At 68.4% G+C, this 17,863-nt stretch carries 10 protein-coding genes and 1 pseudogene; 5 read left to right on the top strand and 6 right to left on the bottom strand.

Going from position 1 to position 17,863, the window contains the following annotated elements:
• The first annotated feature begins 36 nt into the window (after nt 1–36).
• Nucleotides 37–6,849, top strand: a complete 6,813-nt coding sequence (locus tag ACFWGJ_RS15465; protein ID WP_387324138.1) for a polymorphic toxin-type HINT domain-containing protein — start codon at nt 37–39, stop codon at nt 6,847–6,849.
• Complete coding sequence (locus tag ACFWGJ_RS15460; protein WP_387324135.1) at nt 6,846–7,250, top strand: hypothetical protein; 405 nt, start codon at nt 6,846–6,848, stop codon at nt 7,248–7,250. The genes ACFWGJ_RS15465 and ACFWGJ_RS15460 overlap by 4 nt, the downstream gene beginning before the upstream one ends.
• 90 nt (nt 7,251–7,340) lie before the next feature.
• Here the strand turns inward: ACFWGJ_RS15460 and ACFWGJ_RS15455 are convergent.
• Both ACFWGJ_RS15455 and ACFWGJ_RS15450 read right to left on the bottom strand, forming a co-directional pair.
• A pseudogene (locus tag ACFWGJ_RS15455) lies at nt 7,341–8,609 on the bottom strand (tyrosine-type recombinase/integrase).
• Nucleotides 8,609–8,818 carry a hypothetical protein gene (locus ACFWGJ_RS15450; protein WP_387324132.1) on the bottom strand — a complete coding sequence of 70 codons (210 nt, stop codon included), beginning with the start codon at nt 8,816–8,818 and terminating at the stop codon, nt 8,609–8,611. Before ACFWGJ_RS15450 ends, ACFWGJ_RS15455 begins: the two are co-directional and overlap by 1 nt.
• A 491-nt stretch (nt 8,819–9,309) precedes the next feature.
• On the opposite strand from ACFWGJ_RS15450, the gene ACFWGJ_RS15445 reads away from it, so the two are divergent.
• On the top strand, nt 9,310–9,717 hold the full coding sequence (locus tag ACFWGJ_RS15445) for a hypothetical protein (RefSeq protein ID WP_387324129.1): 408 nt from the start codon (nt 9,310–9,312) through the stop codon (nt 9,715–9,717).
• Nucleotides 9,718–9,821: 104 nt separating this feature from the next.
• Here the strand turns inward: ACFWGJ_RS15445 and ACFWGJ_RS15440 are convergent, their stop codons facing one another.
• From ACFWGJ_RS15440 to ACFWGJ_RS15425, 4 genes are all read right to left on the bottom strand, one after another.
• Complete coding sequence (locus ACFWGJ_RS15440) at nt 9,822–10,739, bottom strand: YceI family protein (RefSeq protein ID WP_387324126.1); 918 nt, start codon at nt 10,737–10,739, stop codon at nt 9,822–9,824.
• Nucleotides 10,740–10,940: 201 nt separating this feature from the next.
• Nucleotides 10,941–12,413, bottom strand: coding sequence for a beta-1,6-galactanase (locus tag ACFWGJ_RS15435; RefSeq protein ID WP_387324123.1), 1,473 nt, complete (start codon nt 12,411–12,413; stop codon nt 10,941–10,943).
• Between the two features lie 177 nt (nt 12,414–12,590).
• Nucleotides 12,591–13,646, bottom strand: coding sequence for a maleylacetate reductase (locus ACFWGJ_RS15430; RefSeq protein ID WP_387324167.1), 1,056 nt, complete (start codon nt 13,644–13,646; stop codon nt 12,591–12,593).
• A 23-nt stretch (nt 13,647–13,669) separates the two neighbouring features.
• Nucleotides 13,670–14,545: an intradiol ring-cleavage dioxygenase gene (locus ACFWGJ_RS15425; protein ID WP_387324121.1), complete on the bottom strand. Its 876-nt coding sequence runs from the start codon at nt 14,543–14,545 to the stop codon at nt 13,670–13,672.
• A 369-nt stretch (nt 14,546–14,914) separates the two neighbouring features.
• Between ACFWGJ_RS15425 and ACFWGJ_RS15420 the strand changes: the two genes are divergently transcribed.
• Together ACFWGJ_RS15420 and ACFWGJ_RS15415 are read left to right on the top strand one after the other, a co-directional pair.
• Entirely contained in the window at nt 14,915–16,864 is a 1,950-nt protein-coding gene (locus ACFWGJ_RS15420; RefSeq protein WP_387324118.1) for a helix-turn-helix domain-containing protein, read from the top strand.
• A gap of 193 nt (nt 16,865–17,057) precedes the next feature.
• Nucleotides 17,058–17,819: a BTAD domain-containing putative transcriptional regulator gene (locus ACFWGJ_RS15415; RefSeq protein ID WP_387324115.1), complete on the top strand. Its 762-nt coding sequence runs from the start codon at nt 17,058–17,060 to the stop codon at nt 17,817–17,819.
• Nucleotides 17,820–17,863: the final 44 nt, after the last annotated feature.

The following is a 17,863-nucleotide window of genomic DNA, read 5'->3' as shown; positions in this document are numbered from 1 at the left end:
CCCGCTCGCAGAACCGCCACCAGATCACGTGTCGTCGTGGTCCTCGGTGTAGCCCTCACCGTCGGCCTCCTCCCTCAGTACGTCCCTCAGGCCCTGGCCGAGGACAAGGGGCTCACCCGCCCCGGCGTCCAGAAGGGTCTGGGCGATCCCGTCCGCGGCACGAATCTCAAAGCGAAGCCGCACGACAGCAACCCCGCGGAGAAGGCCGCTGTCACCGGCGTTCCCAAGGCGTCCTGGCCCTCGTCCAGGAGCGTCGACGTGTCCTTCGGCGCCAGGACCGTCGACGTGCGTGGCCTGCCGCTGCGCGTGGGCCCTGCCAAGAAGCCGAAGGCAAGGACCGAACGAGCCACCGCCCTCCAGGCCAAGGTCCTCGGCCGAGCCGCCACCCGGGCCGCCGGGATCGACGGAGTCGCCTTCACCGTCTCCCGCTCCGACGGGGCGAAGAACCCGGGATCGGCGCGCGTCACTCTCGACTACTCCGGATTCGCCGACGCCTACGGCGGCTCCTACGGGTCACGCCTGCGCCTGGCCGAGTACCCCGCCTGTGTCCTTACCACGCCCGAGAAGGCGGGCTGCTCCACTCCCCGGGCGCTGAAGAGTGCCAACAGCACCGCGGCGCGGACTCTCGCCGCCGACGTCACCGTGGCACCCGGACAGCAGGGACCGACGGCACGGTCCGCCGCCTCGGATGCGACCGTACTGGCGGCCACGGCGGCAGCCGGTGGCAATCAGGGCAGCTTCGGTGCCACCCCGCTCGCCCCTTCTTCGGAATGGAGTGTCTCCAACTCCTCCGGTGCCTTCAACTGGTCCTACCCCCTGCGCACCCCTCCCGCGCCCGGCGGTCTGGGACCGGCGGTCTCCCTGGGCTACAACTCCCAGTCCGTCGACGGCCAGGTGGCCACGACGAACAACCAGGGCTCCTGGATCGGACAGGGTTTCGGCTACGAGCCCGGATTCATCGAGCGCCGCTACAAGGGCTGCGCCGACGACGGGCATGCCGAGACCAACGGTGACCAGTGCTGGGCCTTCGACAACGCCACCATCCAGTTGGGCGGCGGCGCCTCCGGTGAACTCATCAAGGACGACGAGACCGGCGCCTGGCGGATCAGCAGCGACGACAACAGCAAGGTCGAGCGCCTGACCGGAGCGGCCAACGGTGACAACGACGGTGAGCACTGGCGTGTCACCACCACAGACGGCACCCAGTACTACTTCGGCCTCGACAACCTTCCCGGCTTCGCCAGCGGCAATGAGCAGACCGGGTCGACCTGGACCGTACCGGTCTACGGTGACGATTCCGGAGAGCCCTGCTACAACGCGACTTTCGCCAACGCCCACTGCCTGCAGGCGTGGCGCTGGAACCTCGACTACGTCGTCGACCCGCACGGCAACGCCATGTCGTACTTCTATGGCAAGGAGACCAACTACTACACCCAGGGTCTGAAGACCACGGAGAACGGCAAGCCGTACACCCGCGGCGGTTACCTCAAACGCGCGGACTACGGGCAGCGCGCCGGCAGTGTGTACAGCACGCCCGCAGCGGCACGCGTGGTCTTCACCACGGACGAGCGGTGCCTGGCCGCGGCGGCCGACTGCGAACCGGGCGATCTCACCGACGCCACGGCCGCGAAGTGGCCCGACGTCCCGTGGGACCGGAACTGCAAGGTCGACACCAAGTGCGCGGGGCAGAACTCCCCGACCTTCTGGACCCGCAAGAAGCTGAGCAAGATCACCACTCAGATCCGCTACGGCACCGGGTACGCCGACGTGGACACCTGGGACCTGGGGCACCTGTTCACCGACAACGGCGATGGATCCAAGTCGCTGTGGCTCAACACCATCAAGCACACCGGTCACGCGGGTTCCGGCACCGCCGAGATGCCCTCCGTGGAACTGCTGGGCGAGCAGCTGCCCAACCGGGTCGACAAGCCCGGCGACAACATCCAGGCGATGAACCGCTTCCGGCTGTCCGCGGTCGACAACGACACCGGTGGCCAGCTCGATGTCGTCTACCGCGACACCGAGTGCGCGGCCGGCTCCCTTCCCGCCGCCGACGCTTCGACCAAGGCCTGCTACCCCGTCAAGTGGAACCCGCCGGGCGAGACCGATCCCATCACCGACTGGTTCCACAAGTACCTCGTCGACAAAGTCGTGCAGACCGATCTCACCGGCGGCGCGCCCGACATGGTCAACCAGTACACCTACCTGGGTGACGCCGGCTGGAAGATGCAGAAGGCCGACGGCATATCGGACGACGAGTACCGCACCAGGAGCGACTGGCGCGGCTACGGGAAAGTCCGCGTGACCAACTCCGACGGCTCGGTGAGCGCCTCGGACACACGCACCGAGCACACCTACCTGCGCGGCCTGGGCGGCACGGTCACCGACTCCGTCGGAGCCGAGCACACCGACGCGGAAGAGATGTCCGGCCACGAACTGGAAACGGCCACCTACAACGGCGCCTACACGGCCGACAAGCTGATCAGCAAGACGGTCAACAGCGCCTGGACCAAGGTCACCGCCACTCGGGTCAAGTCCTGGGGCACCACCAAGGCCTACTACGTCCGGCCGGCCACGACGAAGTCCTACACCGCACAGGGCAACGACTGGATCGAGACGTCGACCACGACGCGCTACGACTCCGCGACCGGCCGGCCCACCGAGACCGACGACTACGGCAGGACCGGCGTCTCCGCCGACAACACCTGCACCCGCACCACGTACGCGGACAACTCCACCGCACACATCCTGTCCATGGTCGCCCGCGTGGAGAAGGTTGCCGTCGACTGCGCCGGGACCCCGGACCGCAAGACACAGGTCCTCTCCGACGACCGCACGTCCTACGACGGTCTGGCCTTCGGAGCCCCACCGGTCAAGGGCGATCCCACCAAGGTCGAGCGCCTGGTCTCGCACAACGGCACGGCGGCCACCTATCAGACCGTCACCGCGGCGACGCCCGCCGACTTCGACAAGTTCGGCCGGCCGATCAAGGTCACCGACCCCGCAGGCAACTACACCACCATCGAGTACACCGAGACGGACGGTCTGACCACCAAGAAGGTCGAGACGAACCCTCTGACGTGGACAACTACCACGGAGTACGTCCGCTCCTGGGGTGCCCCCTCCGCGCAGGTCGACATGAACGGCAAGCGCACCGACCTCGCCTACGACGCTCTCGGCCGCATGACCTCCGTCTGGCTGCCGGACCGTGCCAAGGGCGATTCCACACCTTCCATCAAGTACAGCTATCTCGTTCGCAAGACGGCCCCCGTGGCCGTTCGCACACAGAAGATCGAGAAGGACGGGCTCTCGTACGGCTCCGAGTACGCCTTGTACGACGGGTTGATGCGCCCTCGCCAGGAGCAGACCGAGGGGCCGGGCGGCGGCCGCATGGTCGCGGACACCTTCTACGACGGCGTCGGCCGCATCGTGAAGGCGAACGCCGACTACTACACCACCGGTGAGCCCACCGACACGGTCTTCAAGGCCGTGAACGGTGACACCGATGCCCAGAGCCGCACCGAATACGACGGCGCGGGCCGCAAGACGGCCGACATCTTCCAGGTCGCGGGCGAGGAGAAGTGGCGTACGACCTACGCCCACGAGGCCGACCGCGTCCACGTCGACCCGCCCGCCGGCACGCCGCCGACCACCACCATCACCGACGCCCACGGACGCACCGTCGAGGTGCGCCGCTACCAGGGTGACAAGCCGGAGCCGACGGCCACCACCGGCTTCGAGTCCATGTACTACACGTACACCCCCGCCGGCCAGGCCGACACCGTCAAGGACCAGGCCGGCAACGTCTGGTCCTACGGATACGACCAGATCGGCCGCAAGGCCTGGGCGCAGGACCCGGACACGGGCAAGACCCTGTTCGAGTACGACACGATGGACCGCCTGCTGTCCACCACGGACTCACGCAACAAGAAGATCTCGACCAAGTACGACAAGCTCGGCCGTGTCCTGTCGACCTGGGAGGGAGAGCCGGACACAGGGACCAAACTGACAGTCAACACCTACGACTCCCTCCCGGGCGCCAAGGGCCAGAGCGTCGGCAGCTACCGCTACGAGAACGGCGTCGTCCAGGCGACCTCCGTCATCGCCGAGCGCGATGAGATGTACCAACCGACGGTCAGCCGCGTCACCCTGGCCGGTTCCCAGGCCGCCGAACTCAAGGGCACCTACGAGTTCGGCACGCAGTACAATAAGGACGGCACCGTCCAGTCCATCCGGATGCCCGCCGCGGGCGGCCTCCCGGCGGAAACCCTGACCACCAGCTACGACGACCTGCAGCGGCCCACCTCGCTGACGAGTTCGCTGGGCACCTCCTATGTCAACGCGGCCCGCTACGCCCCCACGTCCCAGCTCCAGCAGCTGGAACTGAGCAACGGCGGAACGGCCAAGAAGACCTGGCTCACCTACGCCTACGAGCGCGGCACCAACCGCCTGACGAACACCGGTGTCGCCTACGAGGGCGCCGCCTCCGTCGCGGCCGACACCAACTACACGTACGACCCGGCCGGCAACATCATGTCGATCGCGGACACCCCGACCGGCAACACGGCCGACGTCCAGTGCTTCACCTACGACTGGCAGCGCCGGCTGAGCTCTGCCTGGACCACCACGAACGCCTCGAACGACGCGCTCGGCACCGGCTCCAAGGACGCCGCATGCGCCTCCGCCCCGACCGGTGCCACGATCGGCGGCGCGGCGCCCTACTGGCAGACCTTCGACTACGACCTGGCCGGCAACCGGACCAAGCAGATCCTCAAGGGCTTCGGCGGTAAGCCCGACTCCACCCGCACGTACACCTACGGTGACGGCGCCGACGGCCCCCACCAGCTCAGCACGATGACGCAGAGCACTCCTGCCCACGGCACCACGCCTGCCGTCAGCAGCCAGGACAGCTTCGACTACACCGAGGCGGGCCAGACCGACGTACGGGTGCGCGACGGCAACACCCAGGACCTCCAGTGGAGCGCCGGCGGGCAGCTCACCAAGGTGGTCGAAGGCAGCGAGACCAGCAGCTTCCTCTACGACGCGGGCGGCAGCCGGCTGGTGCGCAAGGAGCCGGGGGCAGAGACCCTCTACCTGCCGGGCATGGAGCTGAAGCTCAACACCGCCACCCGCACTCTGGAAGGGACCCGCTACTACGGGTTCGCCGGACAGACGATCGCGATCCGCACCCCCAAGGGTGTGCAGTTCCTCTCCGGTGACCACCACGGCACGATGTCGTTGGCGGTGGACGCGGCGAACGGCTCGATCACCCGCCGTCGGATGGACCCCTTCGGCACGCCGCGTGAACCCGCGGGCAAGCCGTGGGTGGACGACAAGGGCTTCCTCGGTAAACCGGTGGACGAGGCGACCGGTCTCACCCATATCGGGGCCCGCGAGTACGAACCCGAGAACGGGCGGTTCGTCTCGGCCGACCCGATGATCGACTTCTCGGACCCGCAGCAGATCAACGGCTACGCCTACGCGAACAACAACCCCGTCACGTTCTCGGACCCGACCGGGCTGATGATCTACGACGAGGTCAGCGGCCTCGGGTTCGGCAACGCGCAGGTCCTGCAGAACTACATCGACCGGGATCCCGTCCGCTACGGCCTGATGGCCCAGCGCGACACGACGGCCGTGCGCAAGTACAACGAGGCGGCTGCCAAGGCGGCCGCCGCCAAGGCCCGGGCGATCGCCACGGCCAAGGAACTCGGCAGCATCATCGCCGACGAACTCGGCATCACGGACGCCCTCGACTGTTTCACCACGGGCAGCCTCGGTTCCTGCGGCGCCACCGCTGTGAACATCGCCTCCAGCATGGTCGGCGGAGCCGTCGGAAAACTGGCGGCCAAGTACGGCCTGCCGTGGAACTGGAAGAAGGGCATCGCCCTCGGCAAGCGCGTGAGCGGCTTGGTCGGCAAGCTCTTCAGCAGTTTCAAGAACTGGATGAAGTGGGACGACAAGGCCGCGGCGTTGAAGGGTGCGGCGGACAGAGGGAAATCGGCGTTGAGCGCGCTCAACGCCAAAATCCGAAAACTTCCCTCATGCGACAACAGCTTCACACCGGACACCAGGGTGAAGATGGCCGACGGCAGATCCAAGGCCATCAAGAAAGTCCGCATCGGTGACAAGGTCCTGGCCAAGGACCCGAAGACCGGCGTGGTCGAGGCGAAGCTGGTCACGGCCGAGATCAGGGGCAAGGGCGCCAAGAAGCTCGTCAAGGTCACGATCGACATCGACGGCAAGAAGGGTACGAAGACGGCCTCCGTCACCGCGACGGACAACCATCCCTTCTGGGTTCCCCAACTCGACGAGTGGATCGACGCGACGGACCTGAAAACCGGCCAGTGGCTGGAAAGCGGTTCCGGCACCAGGATCCAGATCGCCGGCGTCAAGCGCTGGACGCAGGCAGCGGCTGTCCACAACCTGACGGTCGCGGACGCGCACACGTACTATGTGCTGGCCGGGGCCACGCCAGTTCTCGTGCACAATTCAGGTGGCGCCTGTCCGCTCTACCGAAGCGACACTCGCGGCCCGGACGAGATCTTTGAGTCGGGATTTGAGCCGAGAGGTGACAATATGGACCTCTTGGAGCATGCATCCGGATACTCAAGGGACTCTGGATATATTTCCACCACAACTTCGGAGTCTGTGGCGATCAAGCGTGGCGGAAACGTCTACGAGATTCGCGGTGTTGATGGAGTGGACGTAAACAAGGAGTTTCCTGGGAACCCATTTGCGCATGAAAGGGAGACTGCAATTCCAGGGCGGGTCGACACAAGTTGCATCGTTGCTTGCAGGCTTCGAGACGGAACTAGGGTTCTGAACCCCAACTATGGCGGGGGATGATTGTGGAAGAGCTGGCTCGGACTGCAACCAGGGCAAACGGGGAAGTGACGAACGTGTTGCTCCAGGTTTCTACACCGCCTTCGACTCTTCGGATGAGATTGCCCGATGAAGAGTTTGAGCGCATCTACGAAGAGGTTGATTTTCTGGAATGCCTCAAATCAGCCCGCCGCGACCTCGAAGACATGGGTCTGCTTCTGTGTTGCCAGGGTGCGAGATTGAATGTCTTCCCGTCAGGGATGACTAGGCAGATGACGGAAGGTCGATTGGCCTACTCGTTTCAATCCGGAAAAGCGCTCTCTGATGACGACCTCGTGGATATCTTCGCTCCAGCGGACTGCTCCGAGGTCGGAACGCTAGAAGACCAGCTAGCGGCGATGCGGAAACTGTTTCGCATGAAATGAAGTTGATTCACCTTGGGTGAATCTGATGGCCCCACCAGATAATTCCGGTGGGGCCATCAGGGCGATTTGACGGCAGCGCTGACGGCAACGTCAGCGGGCAGTTGCTGTGGTGGGCGGGTCGTCTGGGTCGTCGGCGGCGGCCGGGCCGAGGGCGTGGCCAAGGGTGTCGATGGCCTGGCGCTGGAGGCGGAGTCGGACGTGGGCGTAGACGCCGGCCGTCACGCCGATGTGGGCATGCCCCAGAAGTTCCTTGATGACGACGAGGTCGACGCCCTGTTCCAGCAGCAGGGTCGCGGTCGAGTGCCGGAGGTCGTGGAAGCGGATCGTCCGGAGCCCTGCGCCGTGGAGGAGGCGCCGGAAGCGGCGGGTGAGGTTGGTGGGGTCGAGTGGCCTGCCCTTCGGGGTGGTGAAGACGAGGCCGTTGTCCGTCCAGCCCGTTCCGGCCGCCTGGCGCTCTTCCTCCTGCCGTTCCTGGTGGATCTTGAGGGAGCTAATGCACTCGGTGGGGAGGGCGATGCGCCGCTCGGAGGCCAGGGTCTTGGTGTTCAGGATGGTCAGACCCTGGTTGCGGGTGCGTTGGAGGGAGCGGTGGATGCTGGCGGTGCCGCCGTCAAGGTCGAGGTCTTCCCAGTGGAGGCCGAGGAGTTCGCCCTTGCGGAGTCCGGTGCGCAGGGCGAGTTCGTACAGCGCGTGAAGCCGGTCGCTGCTGGCTGCGTTGAGGAACTGCCGGGCCTCGCTCGCCGTGAAGGGCTTGAAGCGCCGGGGGCGGGGCGCGGAGGTCTTGATGTTCCGGGCGACGTTGCGGGGAAGGTCGTCTTCGCGGACAGCGTGCTCCAGTGCGGACTTGAGGACCGAGTGGACGTAGGTCACGGTCAGCGGGGAGAGCCGCTTGTCGCAGCACTGGCCGATGGCGCAGCACTGCCGCCGGTTCGTGTCCCATTCCTGGGCGCAGCACTGGCAGATGGCGCGGTGCGGACGTCGCAGGCGGTAAGGCGGGCGAGCTTCTTCGCCCCGAGTCCGGGGATGAGATGGAGGCGGACGCAGGCGGCGTAGCGGGTATGGGTGTTCTCGCGGACCTGTTGGACGGCGACGCCGTTCAGCCAGTACGTCAGGTACGCGCTGACGGTGCTGTCGGCCGTCGCGACGGGCAGGCCGAGGTTACTGGCGGCGATCTTCTCGGTGAGCTTGGCGAGGGCATCCTTGCGGGTGGTGCCGTAGACGCGGGCGCGCTTGCGGGTGTTGCCCGGGGGCCACCACGTATCCAGCAGCTTCCCAGCGGCTGTCCTTGCGCTGTTAGACGGTTCCGTCGCCGTTGGCGCGAACGAGGCGGGAGGCGGGGGTGTCGCGGGGTGTAGTCATCAGGCGGCGGCTTCCTGTTCGAGGCGGGTGTCGATGAAGTCGGTGAGTGCGCGGATGGGTACGCGGCGGGCGCGGCCGAGAGTGATCGAGGCGATCTGGCCGGTGCGGAGCAGGTCGTAGACGGCGGGCGAGAAGCCGTACCTGGGCTGAACCGCCTGACGGCAGCAGCCGACGGCAACAACCCCGCACCGCCACGGACACCCACGCACTTCACCGGACCAGTAAACCGTCCTTGACCTGCGAAAAAGCAGGTCGAGGGCGCCGCATAGCACACGTACTATGTGCTGGCTGATGCAACCCCGGTCCTGGTTCATAACTGTGGAGACGCGGGCTACGCGGACGTTTACCTGGACATGGAACAGAGTCACGCATTGATCGCGGTGACGCACAACAGCAGAACCATTCACACTGAGGCGGGCTCGCAAGTGAGAGAGGACTCCATCGTTGGCCTGCGGGGCACTTCTCATTCTCGCGGCACTGACGTCATTCGAGTACCTCTGCCGAATGCAAGGCGAGCGCAGCAGGCGCAGGAATATTTCCTGGATGACAACAATCTGGGGCCACATCACCGCGACGCATATAATTGCGTGACGTTCTGTGCAAAAATCCTCAAGGCCGGGGGATATTAAATGCCGGTTTCGAGTTCGATGGAAATCGCAAGCCGGCTCCTGGAGACGAGCTTTGACCGAAGGAGGTTGTGATGGCAGGCGACTGGGATTGGCTGAGAGGTCCACAGCCGTCCAGCGAAGTGCCTGAGCAGCTGTGCACCCCGACAGCATCGCCTGGACTCAACCTCGGTGTGCAGGTGATCGGCAGTAACATCGTCGGTAATGACGTGGTCGAACTCGCCGCGCAGTATATGGCCGAACATGCCAGGCTCGAACTGTGGATTGGAAGTCACGAGCCACCGCTGGGGTTTCGTCAACAGGCTGAGCTAGGCCGGGACTCTTCTGCGGCATTGCTTGTGGCCTACGAGGCGTGGGTCACGTTTGAGACGGCCTACCAGGCGTCCGGCAACAAGGTCGACCAGGTACGCGACGAACGAGAGGAACTGAAGACAGCCCTACGCAGGGCCGTGGACGCTCTCATACGTGCCAGGATCGAATAGCTGGGAAGGACGGGCGAGTTCCTGCCTGTCAGCGCTTCGGCAATGACAGAGGGGGCCTGCGGCTCGTCTCTTCCCCTCCACGCCGATCAGCCCAGGCCGTGCTCTCACCCCGGCGGCGTAGGCGTGTCGTGCGTCCGGTACATCGCCTGGACGTCCAGTTCCAGTTGGACCGTCGGGCCGACCACCGCGATGCCTCGTGCCAGCATCGAGCGCCAGTTCAGGGTGTAGTCCTCCCGGTGCAGCTCCGCCTTGGCGAGAGCCGCGCACCGCAACTCCTCCCCGTACCCACCGTTCACCGTCCCGAGATACGTCGTGTCCAGCCCCACCGACCGGCTCACGCCGTGCATCGTCAGTGAGCCGTGCACGGTCCACTTGCTGCCGCCCCGGTACGCGAACCGTGTGCTGTGGAAGTCGATGTGCGGGAATCGTTCGACGTCCAGGAAGTCACCGGACCGCAGATGGTCGTCGCGGGTGCGGTTGCCGGTCGTGATGCTCGACGCGTCGATGCGGACGTGCAGCCGGGAGTCGGCCATGTCGTCGGCGATCTGGATGCCGCCGTCGAACCGCTCGAAGCGGCCGTGCACATGGGCCATGCCGACATGCTTGGCGATGAACCGGATCGCCGTGTGGGGCGGGTCGAAGAGCCAGGTGCCGGGCGAGGGCAGTTCCAGTCGGCGGGCGGGCTGGAGGTGGATCTGCTCGGCTGGAGCGGGGGGACCTGCCGCCACGTCGACCGTCTCACGGTGGGGGTGCAGGCCCTCGGCCGCGATCATCAGGCTGTACCGGCCCGGCGGCAGCGCCGCGAAGAAGTAGCCGTACGGGTCGGTGGTGCCGCGGGCCACGACCCGGTGCGAGTCCAGCGCGGTGACCGTCACGTCGGCCGCGCCCATCGGCTGGCCCACGGGGTCGACGACCTCGCGGCCCAGGGCGCCCGCGCCGGGCGGGAGGGGAAGCGCGACGCCCGTCGCGCCGGCACCGGAGGCCCGCTCCCGCCGTCGGCGGCGGAGCAGTGCGAGGGCCATGGTGGTCACCTTTCATCGGCTTTCGTCGGCTGCGTCGGAGCCCCGGCGAAACAGCACGCAGCTCATACCGATTCTGGACCCGGACGCGCGAAGGCGGGTGTCTCGGATTGAGACACCCGCCCTCCCGGGGCGACGGCACCACCGCCCTGGTCAGTGCGTCCTGGTCAGTGCGTCCTGGTCAGTGCGTCCGGGCCGGGGCCGTCACACGGTGACCCCGTCGATCTCGAAGGTCTGCACCGACGCGGCGGCGAACGGCACGCTCAGGCTCTTGCCGCTCAGGTAGGTGTCCGAGCGGGCGGTGTAGAGGTCGCCGCTGCCGGAGGTGAGCGTGTTCCAGCGCCGTACGAGGCCGCCCGTGCCGCCGGTGACCGCGGAGAAGCGGGACAGGTCGAAGGTGAGCGTCTGCGCCGCGCCGGTGTTGACCGCGACGACGACCAGGCGTCTCTGGGTCGCGTCGTGGGCGGCGACCGCGTAGCCGACGCCGGTGTCGATGATGGTCATCCCCGGCCGGATGTGCCGGCTGAACTGGGCCATCACGTAGTACTTGGTCTGCACGGTCGTCGGCTGCAGCGTGCTCTGGTCGTACGCGATCATCGCCCAGCCGGTGGAGGGGTCCATCACCTGCCAGTACACCCAGGCGGTCGGGTGCAGCCAGCGGAAGTCCAGGCACAGATTGCTCGCCAGGGTGAGGCCGGTGCCGTCGCTGTCCCCGGTCTCGGAGTTCCAGAGCTTCTTGCCCGCCGTGGTGACGGCATCGGTGTAGAGGAGGTCGCGGCGACCGCCCGAACCCTGGTAGCCGTGCACGTTGACCTGACCGACCAGTGCCTTCGTCGACGACCCGAAGGAGTTCCAGGTCGTACGCGCCAGGTCGTAGCTCGTCTCGTCGGACGCCGAGAGCCTGACACCGGACAGCCCGCGCGTGTCCAGCTCGCTGCGCAGGTACGGAAGGACGGCAGCCTGGACGGTGGCGTCCATGTGGCAGCCCTCCTGCGTGCCCGTGGCGGTCCACCAGCCGGACGAGGGCTCGTTGAACGGGTCGACGGATCCGAAGTTCACGCCCCAGTTATTCTTCGCGTACAGGGCGACGGCGGCCAGGTGGGAGGCATGCTGGCGGTAGTTCCAGGACTGGAGGTTGTTGCCGCCGCCGGACGCGCCGGAGGGGTTGTGGTTGAGGCACATCCACCACATGGGCGAGTTGGCGAACAGCTCGGAGACCGCCCCTCGTTGGGCCGCCTTGACCAGGGCGGCACGCTGGTTGGCGTCGGCCGTCCAGTCCCAGGCCGAGGACGTGGGGTCCTCGTTGTTCCAGTCCTGCCAGAAGCCCTCGATCTGCTTGAACGCCGGGATGTTCGGCGAGGCGACCATGCTCTGGCCGCCCACACTGTTCCAGCTGCACGCGCCCAGGTTGTAGCGGGCGATGTTCAGCCCGAGGCCGGGCAGGGTCCGGCCGCCGTACGCCACGGACTTGGTGGTGAAGAAGATGTCGGCGAAGTCGTCACGCGCGCCGAAGACGTTGGCCCACCAGGCGAGGGAGGTGCCCCAGCCCTCCCAACGCCCGTAGCTGGTGGCGGGGTTGACCGCGACGGTCGCGTCGGCCCGGGCGGTGCCTGTCGCCAGCGCACTGCCCAGCAGCGTGCCGCCCGCCGCCGCCAGCAGTGATCTGCGCTTGATCATGGGGTCTCCTGTCAGGCTCATGCCACAACCTGTTTGAAGAATGAGGCGGCCGCAAACGCTTGTCGAGACGCATGACAGCGCTTTCTCTTTCGATAGCTTGCGGAAGCCGGCGGAAGCTCGCGGGACGCCCGTGTCCCTCGGTTCAACGGGCGTCCCGGCCTCACGTGCGGGCGTATGTCACGCCAAGGACCAGGTCGCGGCCACGCCAGGTGCCTGCCCCGCGTACGCCGCCTCCAGTACGGTCAGCGCGTCCTGCGCCGTGACCGGGCGCGGGTTGGCGTACGCCTGCTGCGCGACCAGTTCGGCCGCCGCCTTCAGGTCGGGCCGCGCCAGACCGAGCCCGGCGAGGGAGCGGGGTGCACCGAGGTCTCCGGCGAGGGTCCACAGGGCGTGCGGGGCGTCGTCGGTGCCGAGGGCACGGTTCAGCGCGTGTACGGCCGCGGGGGCGGCGGGCGCGTTGAACGCGAGGGCGTACGGGAGGATCACCGTGTGCGTCTCGGCGTGCGGGAGGCCGAACGTGCCGCCCAGCACATGGCAGAGCTTGTGGTGCAGGCCCATGGTGGTCGCGCCCAGACAGGAACCGCAGAGCCAGGCGCCGTAGAGGGCGCGTCCGCGGGCCTCCGGGTCCGTCGGCTCGGCGGCGATCTCCGGGAGCGCCGAGGTCATCGCCCGTACCCCCTCCTCGGCCATCAGAGCGATCAGGGGTGAGGTGTCGGGCGCGTACAGCGCCTCGACGGCGTGCGCGACGGCGTTGACCCCGCTGGTGACGGAGAGCGGTACGGGCAGGGAGAGGGTGAGGTCCGGGTCGTACACGACGCTGCGCGGGAGGACCGACGGGTCGCGGCCGGTGCGTTTGGCGCCGTGCTCGGTGAGGCCCCAGACGGGGGTCATCTCGGAGCCGGAGTAGGTCGAGGGGACGGCGATCAGCGGGAGGCCGGTGCGCAGCGCGATCGCCTTGCCGAGGCCGATCGACGAGCCGCCGCCGACCGCGACACAGCCGTCGGCGCCACTTTCCCGCGCCACCTCGACGGCCCGGTCCGCGACCTCGGCCGGGACGTGCATACGGGCCTCGGCGTGCACGCCCGCACACAGGTCGCCCAGCGAGTCGGCGACCGCCCGCGCCGTGTCCGCGCCGCGCGCGCCGGACACCACGAGCACCCGTCGCAGCCCGAGCCGTTCGACCTCGCCGGCCGTCGCGGTCACCGAGGCGCCGGGCCTGAGGACGACCCGCATCGGCTGTGCCTCGTAGGAGAAGTTCACGCGGCCCGCTCCGGGGTCAGTACGAGGTCGAAACGGGCGTGCCTGAAGGGGTTCGGGATGCCGAACTCCCGCGCCAGGGACGGGTCGTCGGTCTCCGTGAAGTCCTGCACGAGACTGTGCTTCACCGCGAAGACGGCGTCCGAGTCCAGGTAGTCGCTGCCCGCCACGAAGATGTGCGTGGTGACCGGTGTGTGCCCCTCGGCGCCGGCGATGAAGTGGATGTGCGCCGGGCGGTAGGGGTGGCGGCCGGTGGCCCGGAGCAGGTCGCCGACCGGGCCGTCGGTCGGGATGGGGTACGGGCTCGGTACGCAGGTGCGGAAGTGGAAACGGCCTGCCGCGTCCGTGGTGAAGAGACCGCGGCCGTTGCCCGCGGGCTGGACGTCGGGCTGCTGCACGTCGTAGAAGCCGTGGGCGTCGGCCTGCCACACGTCGAGGGTGGCTCCGGGCAGCGGGGTGCCGTCCTGCGACAGCACCCGGCCGCTGACCACACACGGTTCGCCGCTGCCCACGAGGTCGATGTCCGCGCCGAGTTCGCGGACCGGGGACTCCGTCATGTGGAAGGGCCCGAGGACGGTGGACTCCGTGGCGCCCTGGCCCCGGTCGGCGTTCAGGGTCTCCACGAGCATCGACAGCCCGAGCACGTCGGACAGGAGGATGAACTCCTGCCGGGTGTCGGTGCAGGTCTGCCCGGTCGCCGTCAGGAAACCGATCGCCCGCTCCCACTCCTGCTGGGTGAGCCGGGTCTCGCGGGCGAAGTCGTGCACATGCCGGACGAGCGCGCTCAGCAGTTCGCGCAACCGCGGATCGGTGTCCGCGCCGAGGCTGCGTACGGCCTCGTCGGTGACCGTGTCCCCACCGGCATCGACACTCATGACGCCCTCCACCCTCTCGCTCCACGCTCCCGGCAATGACCAAGTATGGTCCCGCGCCGACGCCCCACGGGACCGCCGCGCCTATGGGGCAAACGCCCAGTCCGACCCCGCAAGGGGCGCGGGGAACTGCGCAACCAGCCACAACACACCCGCACAAACCCGCCGACCGACACCACCCACCCCCCAGGGGCGCGGGGAACTGCGCAACCAACCACAACACACCCGCACGGGCCCGCCGACCGACACCACCCACCCCCCAGGGGCGCGGGGAACTGCGCAACCAGCCACGACGCACCCGCACAAGCCCCCCCCCAACCGACACCACCCCTCGTTGCCCGTTCAACAACGACAGGTACCGTGGACACCGCCGTGACCACCGCAAACGACTCCCCCACCCACACACCCCTGCGCCACGCACGCGAACGGTTCCTGACCGGGCACCCCCTGCCCGACGACGTACCGACCGAGATCGCCGCCGCCTGGCGCCGCGCCCGCTTCTTCGGCGTACCGCACGACCTCACGGAACCCACCCGCCCCGCACCCCCGGCAGCGACGTCCGCCCTGCTGACCGCCGCCCGCCCGGTGCTGGAACGGCTGGCGCCCCCGCTCGCCTCCGGGCAGTCGGCCGTGGTCCTCACCGACGAGCGCCTACGGGTCCTGTGGTCGGGCGGAAACACCCCGCACGACGACAGATACCCCGACCTGTCCGAGCAGGAGGTCGGACACAACAGCGCGGCCCTCGCCCTGCGCAGCCGTAGCCGCGCCGAGGTGCACGGCCCCGAGCACTTCCTGGACCTGTGGCAGGACGTGTCCGCCGTGAGCGTTCCGGTGCTGGCGCCGGAGAACGGCCGCGTCCTGGGCACGGTGACCGTCGCGTCCGGCCTCTGCGCCGACCGCTCGCCGCACCCGGGGGCCGCACTCGCCGAGGCCACGGTGGCAGCGGTCGAGGCGGAACTCCTGACCCGGTCGCGCACGGCGGAACGCGTGCTGCTCGACGCCTACCAGCGCGCGGCTTCGCGGCCGGGCGCCGCGGTCGTCGCGCTGGACGGCCGCAACCGTCTGGTCAACGAGACGGCGGCGGGACTGCTGCCACCGTCGGCGCTGGAGGCGCTGGAGCGCAGCACCACGACGAACCGGCCGGACAGTCCGGCCGCGACGCCCAGGCCGGACGAACCACACGGACCACAAGGACCGCAGGGAACGCACGGCCCGCAGGGACCACACGGATCGCACGGCCCGCACGGATCCCTCGGTCCCGCCACCGACGCCCTGGAGCTCCCCGACGCCGCCGGCACCGCGCGTATCACGCAGGTCCGCCACGAGGGCGTCGTCATCGGCGTGGTCGCCGTCGTCGAACCGCCCGTCGGACGGCCCGCACGACCCGGCGGATCACCTCGTGTCGCATCCGCCGGGCGTTCCATCCCCTGGCGGCACGCGACGAGCCGCGCGGCGGAGCTGGTCCGCTCCCGCGAGCCCCTGCTGCTGACCGGCGAGCGGGGCACGGGAAAGGCATACCTGGCAAGGGAGTTGCTGGCAGCGCACGGCGCACCGGCCCCGCTGGTCGTGGACGCGGCGGAAGGGCCGGCCGCGGACGCACTCAACGGCTGGGCCGCCGGCGCGCTCGACGACGGGGCCAGTGCGTCGACCGCCGACGGGGCCAGGACGTCCACAGACGGCTGGGCCAGGACGTCGGCCGACAACCGAACCGTGACGCCGGCCGACAACCCAACCGCGGCGCCGGCCGCCAACCACCCCCTCCTCCTGCGCCACGCCGAGCAGCTGGCGCAAGCCGACATCGCCTCGCTCAACTCCCTCCTCGAAGCACGCCCGCACGCCCCTCTCGTGATCACCTACACGCCCGGCACGCCCCCGGGCCCCTGCCTCCAGCGGATGCTGGACGGCCTGGTCGCCCGCTCGGTGGCGCTTCCGGCCCTGCGTGAACGTCCGGGTGACATCAGGGAGTTGCTGGCGGACCTGACGCCGGGGCCCGCGCCGGGCGAGCCGCCCCTGACCTGGGCCCTGGACGCGCTGCACGCCCTGGAACGGCACACCTGGCCGGGCAATGTCACCGAACTCGCCCAGCTGGTGCGGGCATTGGCCGAACGGCGCCGGACCACCGGACCGGTACGGCGGGCCGAACTGCCGGACCCCGTCCGCGAAGGCCCCCCGGCACGGCCGCTAAGCCCGATGGAGCACGCCGAACGCGCCGCCATCCTGGAGGCGCTGCGCACCCACGGCGGCAACAAGGCGCGCGCGGCGGCGGCCCTGGGCATCGCCCGCGCCACGCTGTACCGAAAACTGCGCGCCTACCGGAGCTGAACACCACAGCCGGGCGGAACCGGAGAACACTGCCGAGTGGCCGCGAAAGGCACGGGACCCACGGGACACAAAAGGCGAATGACGCCGAGGACAGTGGGACGCCTCACCTCTGCGGCAACCGCATTGCTCCGCCCGAAAGCGGGAATTACCCTTCCCTCACGCGTTCGTACACGCTGGAACCACGGGGGAAAAATTGAAGGTTCGCCTGCTCGGGCCATTAGAACTCACGGATGGCCCCGTCACACTGCGTCTGCCCGGCGAGAAACTCCGGGCGACTGTGGCCGCACTGGCACTCTCACCCAACAGGCCGGTGTCACGCAGTGATTTGATCGACGAGTTGTGGGGCGAGGATCTTCCGCGCAATGCGGAGAACTCCCTGCACGGTCATGTCGCCCGTCTTCGCCGCATCATTGACACGCACACCGGAAAGGACAATCTGCGTGAGCTGATCCGCACATCGAGTTTCGGATACATGCTTTCTTTGCCCGAGAATGACATCGACGCCTCGCTCTTCTGCAATCTGACCCGGCAGGCGGCAACGCTCCACCGGTCCGCGCCCGGGCAGGCGATCCCGCTGCTGAACCAGGCGCTCGCCCTGTGGCGGGGCCCGGCGCTGCTGGACACCGGGCAGGGCCTGATCAGCAGGATGGCGTACACCCGGCTCACCGAGACGCGGCTGACGGCGTACGAGTACCTCTTCGACGCCGAGCTGCGTCTGGGCCGGCACCGGGAGATCATCACGGAGCTGCATCCGCTGCACGCGCGCTATCCACTGCGTGAGCGCTTCTGCGAGCAGCTCATCACCGCGCTCTACCGGTCGGGACGGCAGGCGGAGGCACTGGACGTCTACCACCGCACCCGGCGGCGGCTCGCCGACAACCTGGGCCTTGAGCCGGGGGACGCGCTGCGGGCGCAGTTCGAGAGGGTGCTGCGACGGGAACCGCTGACCGTCTGAACAACGCCCCGCACGGGGCGGTGCCGCCGCCGGGACCCACCCGG

The organism is Streptomyces sp. NPDC060205, assembly GCF_042728395.1.
Lineage (GTDB): Bacteria > Actinomycetota > Actinomycetes > Streptomycetales > Streptomycetaceae > Streptomyces.
Note: the sequence above shows the minus strand (reverse complement) of the source record. Positions and strands in the feature narration are given on the sequence as shown.

Bases quoted from the DNA above. Each gene is read 5' to 3' on its own strand.
- ACFWGJ_RS15460 (WP_387324135.1), top strand. From the start codon at position 6,846: ATGATTGTGGAAGAGCTGGCTCGGACTGCAACCAGGGCAAACGGGGAA.
- ACFWGJ_RS15445 (WP_387324129.1), top strand. From the start codon at position 9,310: ATGGCAGGCGACTGGGATTGGCTGAGAGGTCCACAGCCGTCCAGCGAA.
- ACFWGJ_RS15440 (WP_387324126.1), bottom strand. From the start codon at position 10,739: ATGGCCCTCGCACTGCTCCGCCGCCGACGGCGGGAGCGGGCCTCCGGT.
- ACFWGJ_RS15435 (WP_387324123.1), bottom strand. From the start codon at position 12,413: ATGATCAAGCGCAGATCACTGCTGGCGGCGGCGGGCGGCACGCTGCTG.
- ACFWGJ_RS15430 (WP_387324167.1), bottom strand. From the start codon at position 13,646: ATGCGGGTCGTCCTCAGGCCCGGCGCCTCGGTGACCGCGACGGCCGGC.
- ACFWGJ_RS15425 (WP_387324121.1), bottom strand. From the start codon at position 14,545: ATGAGTGTCGATGCCGGTGGGGACACGGTCACCGACGAGGCCGTACGC.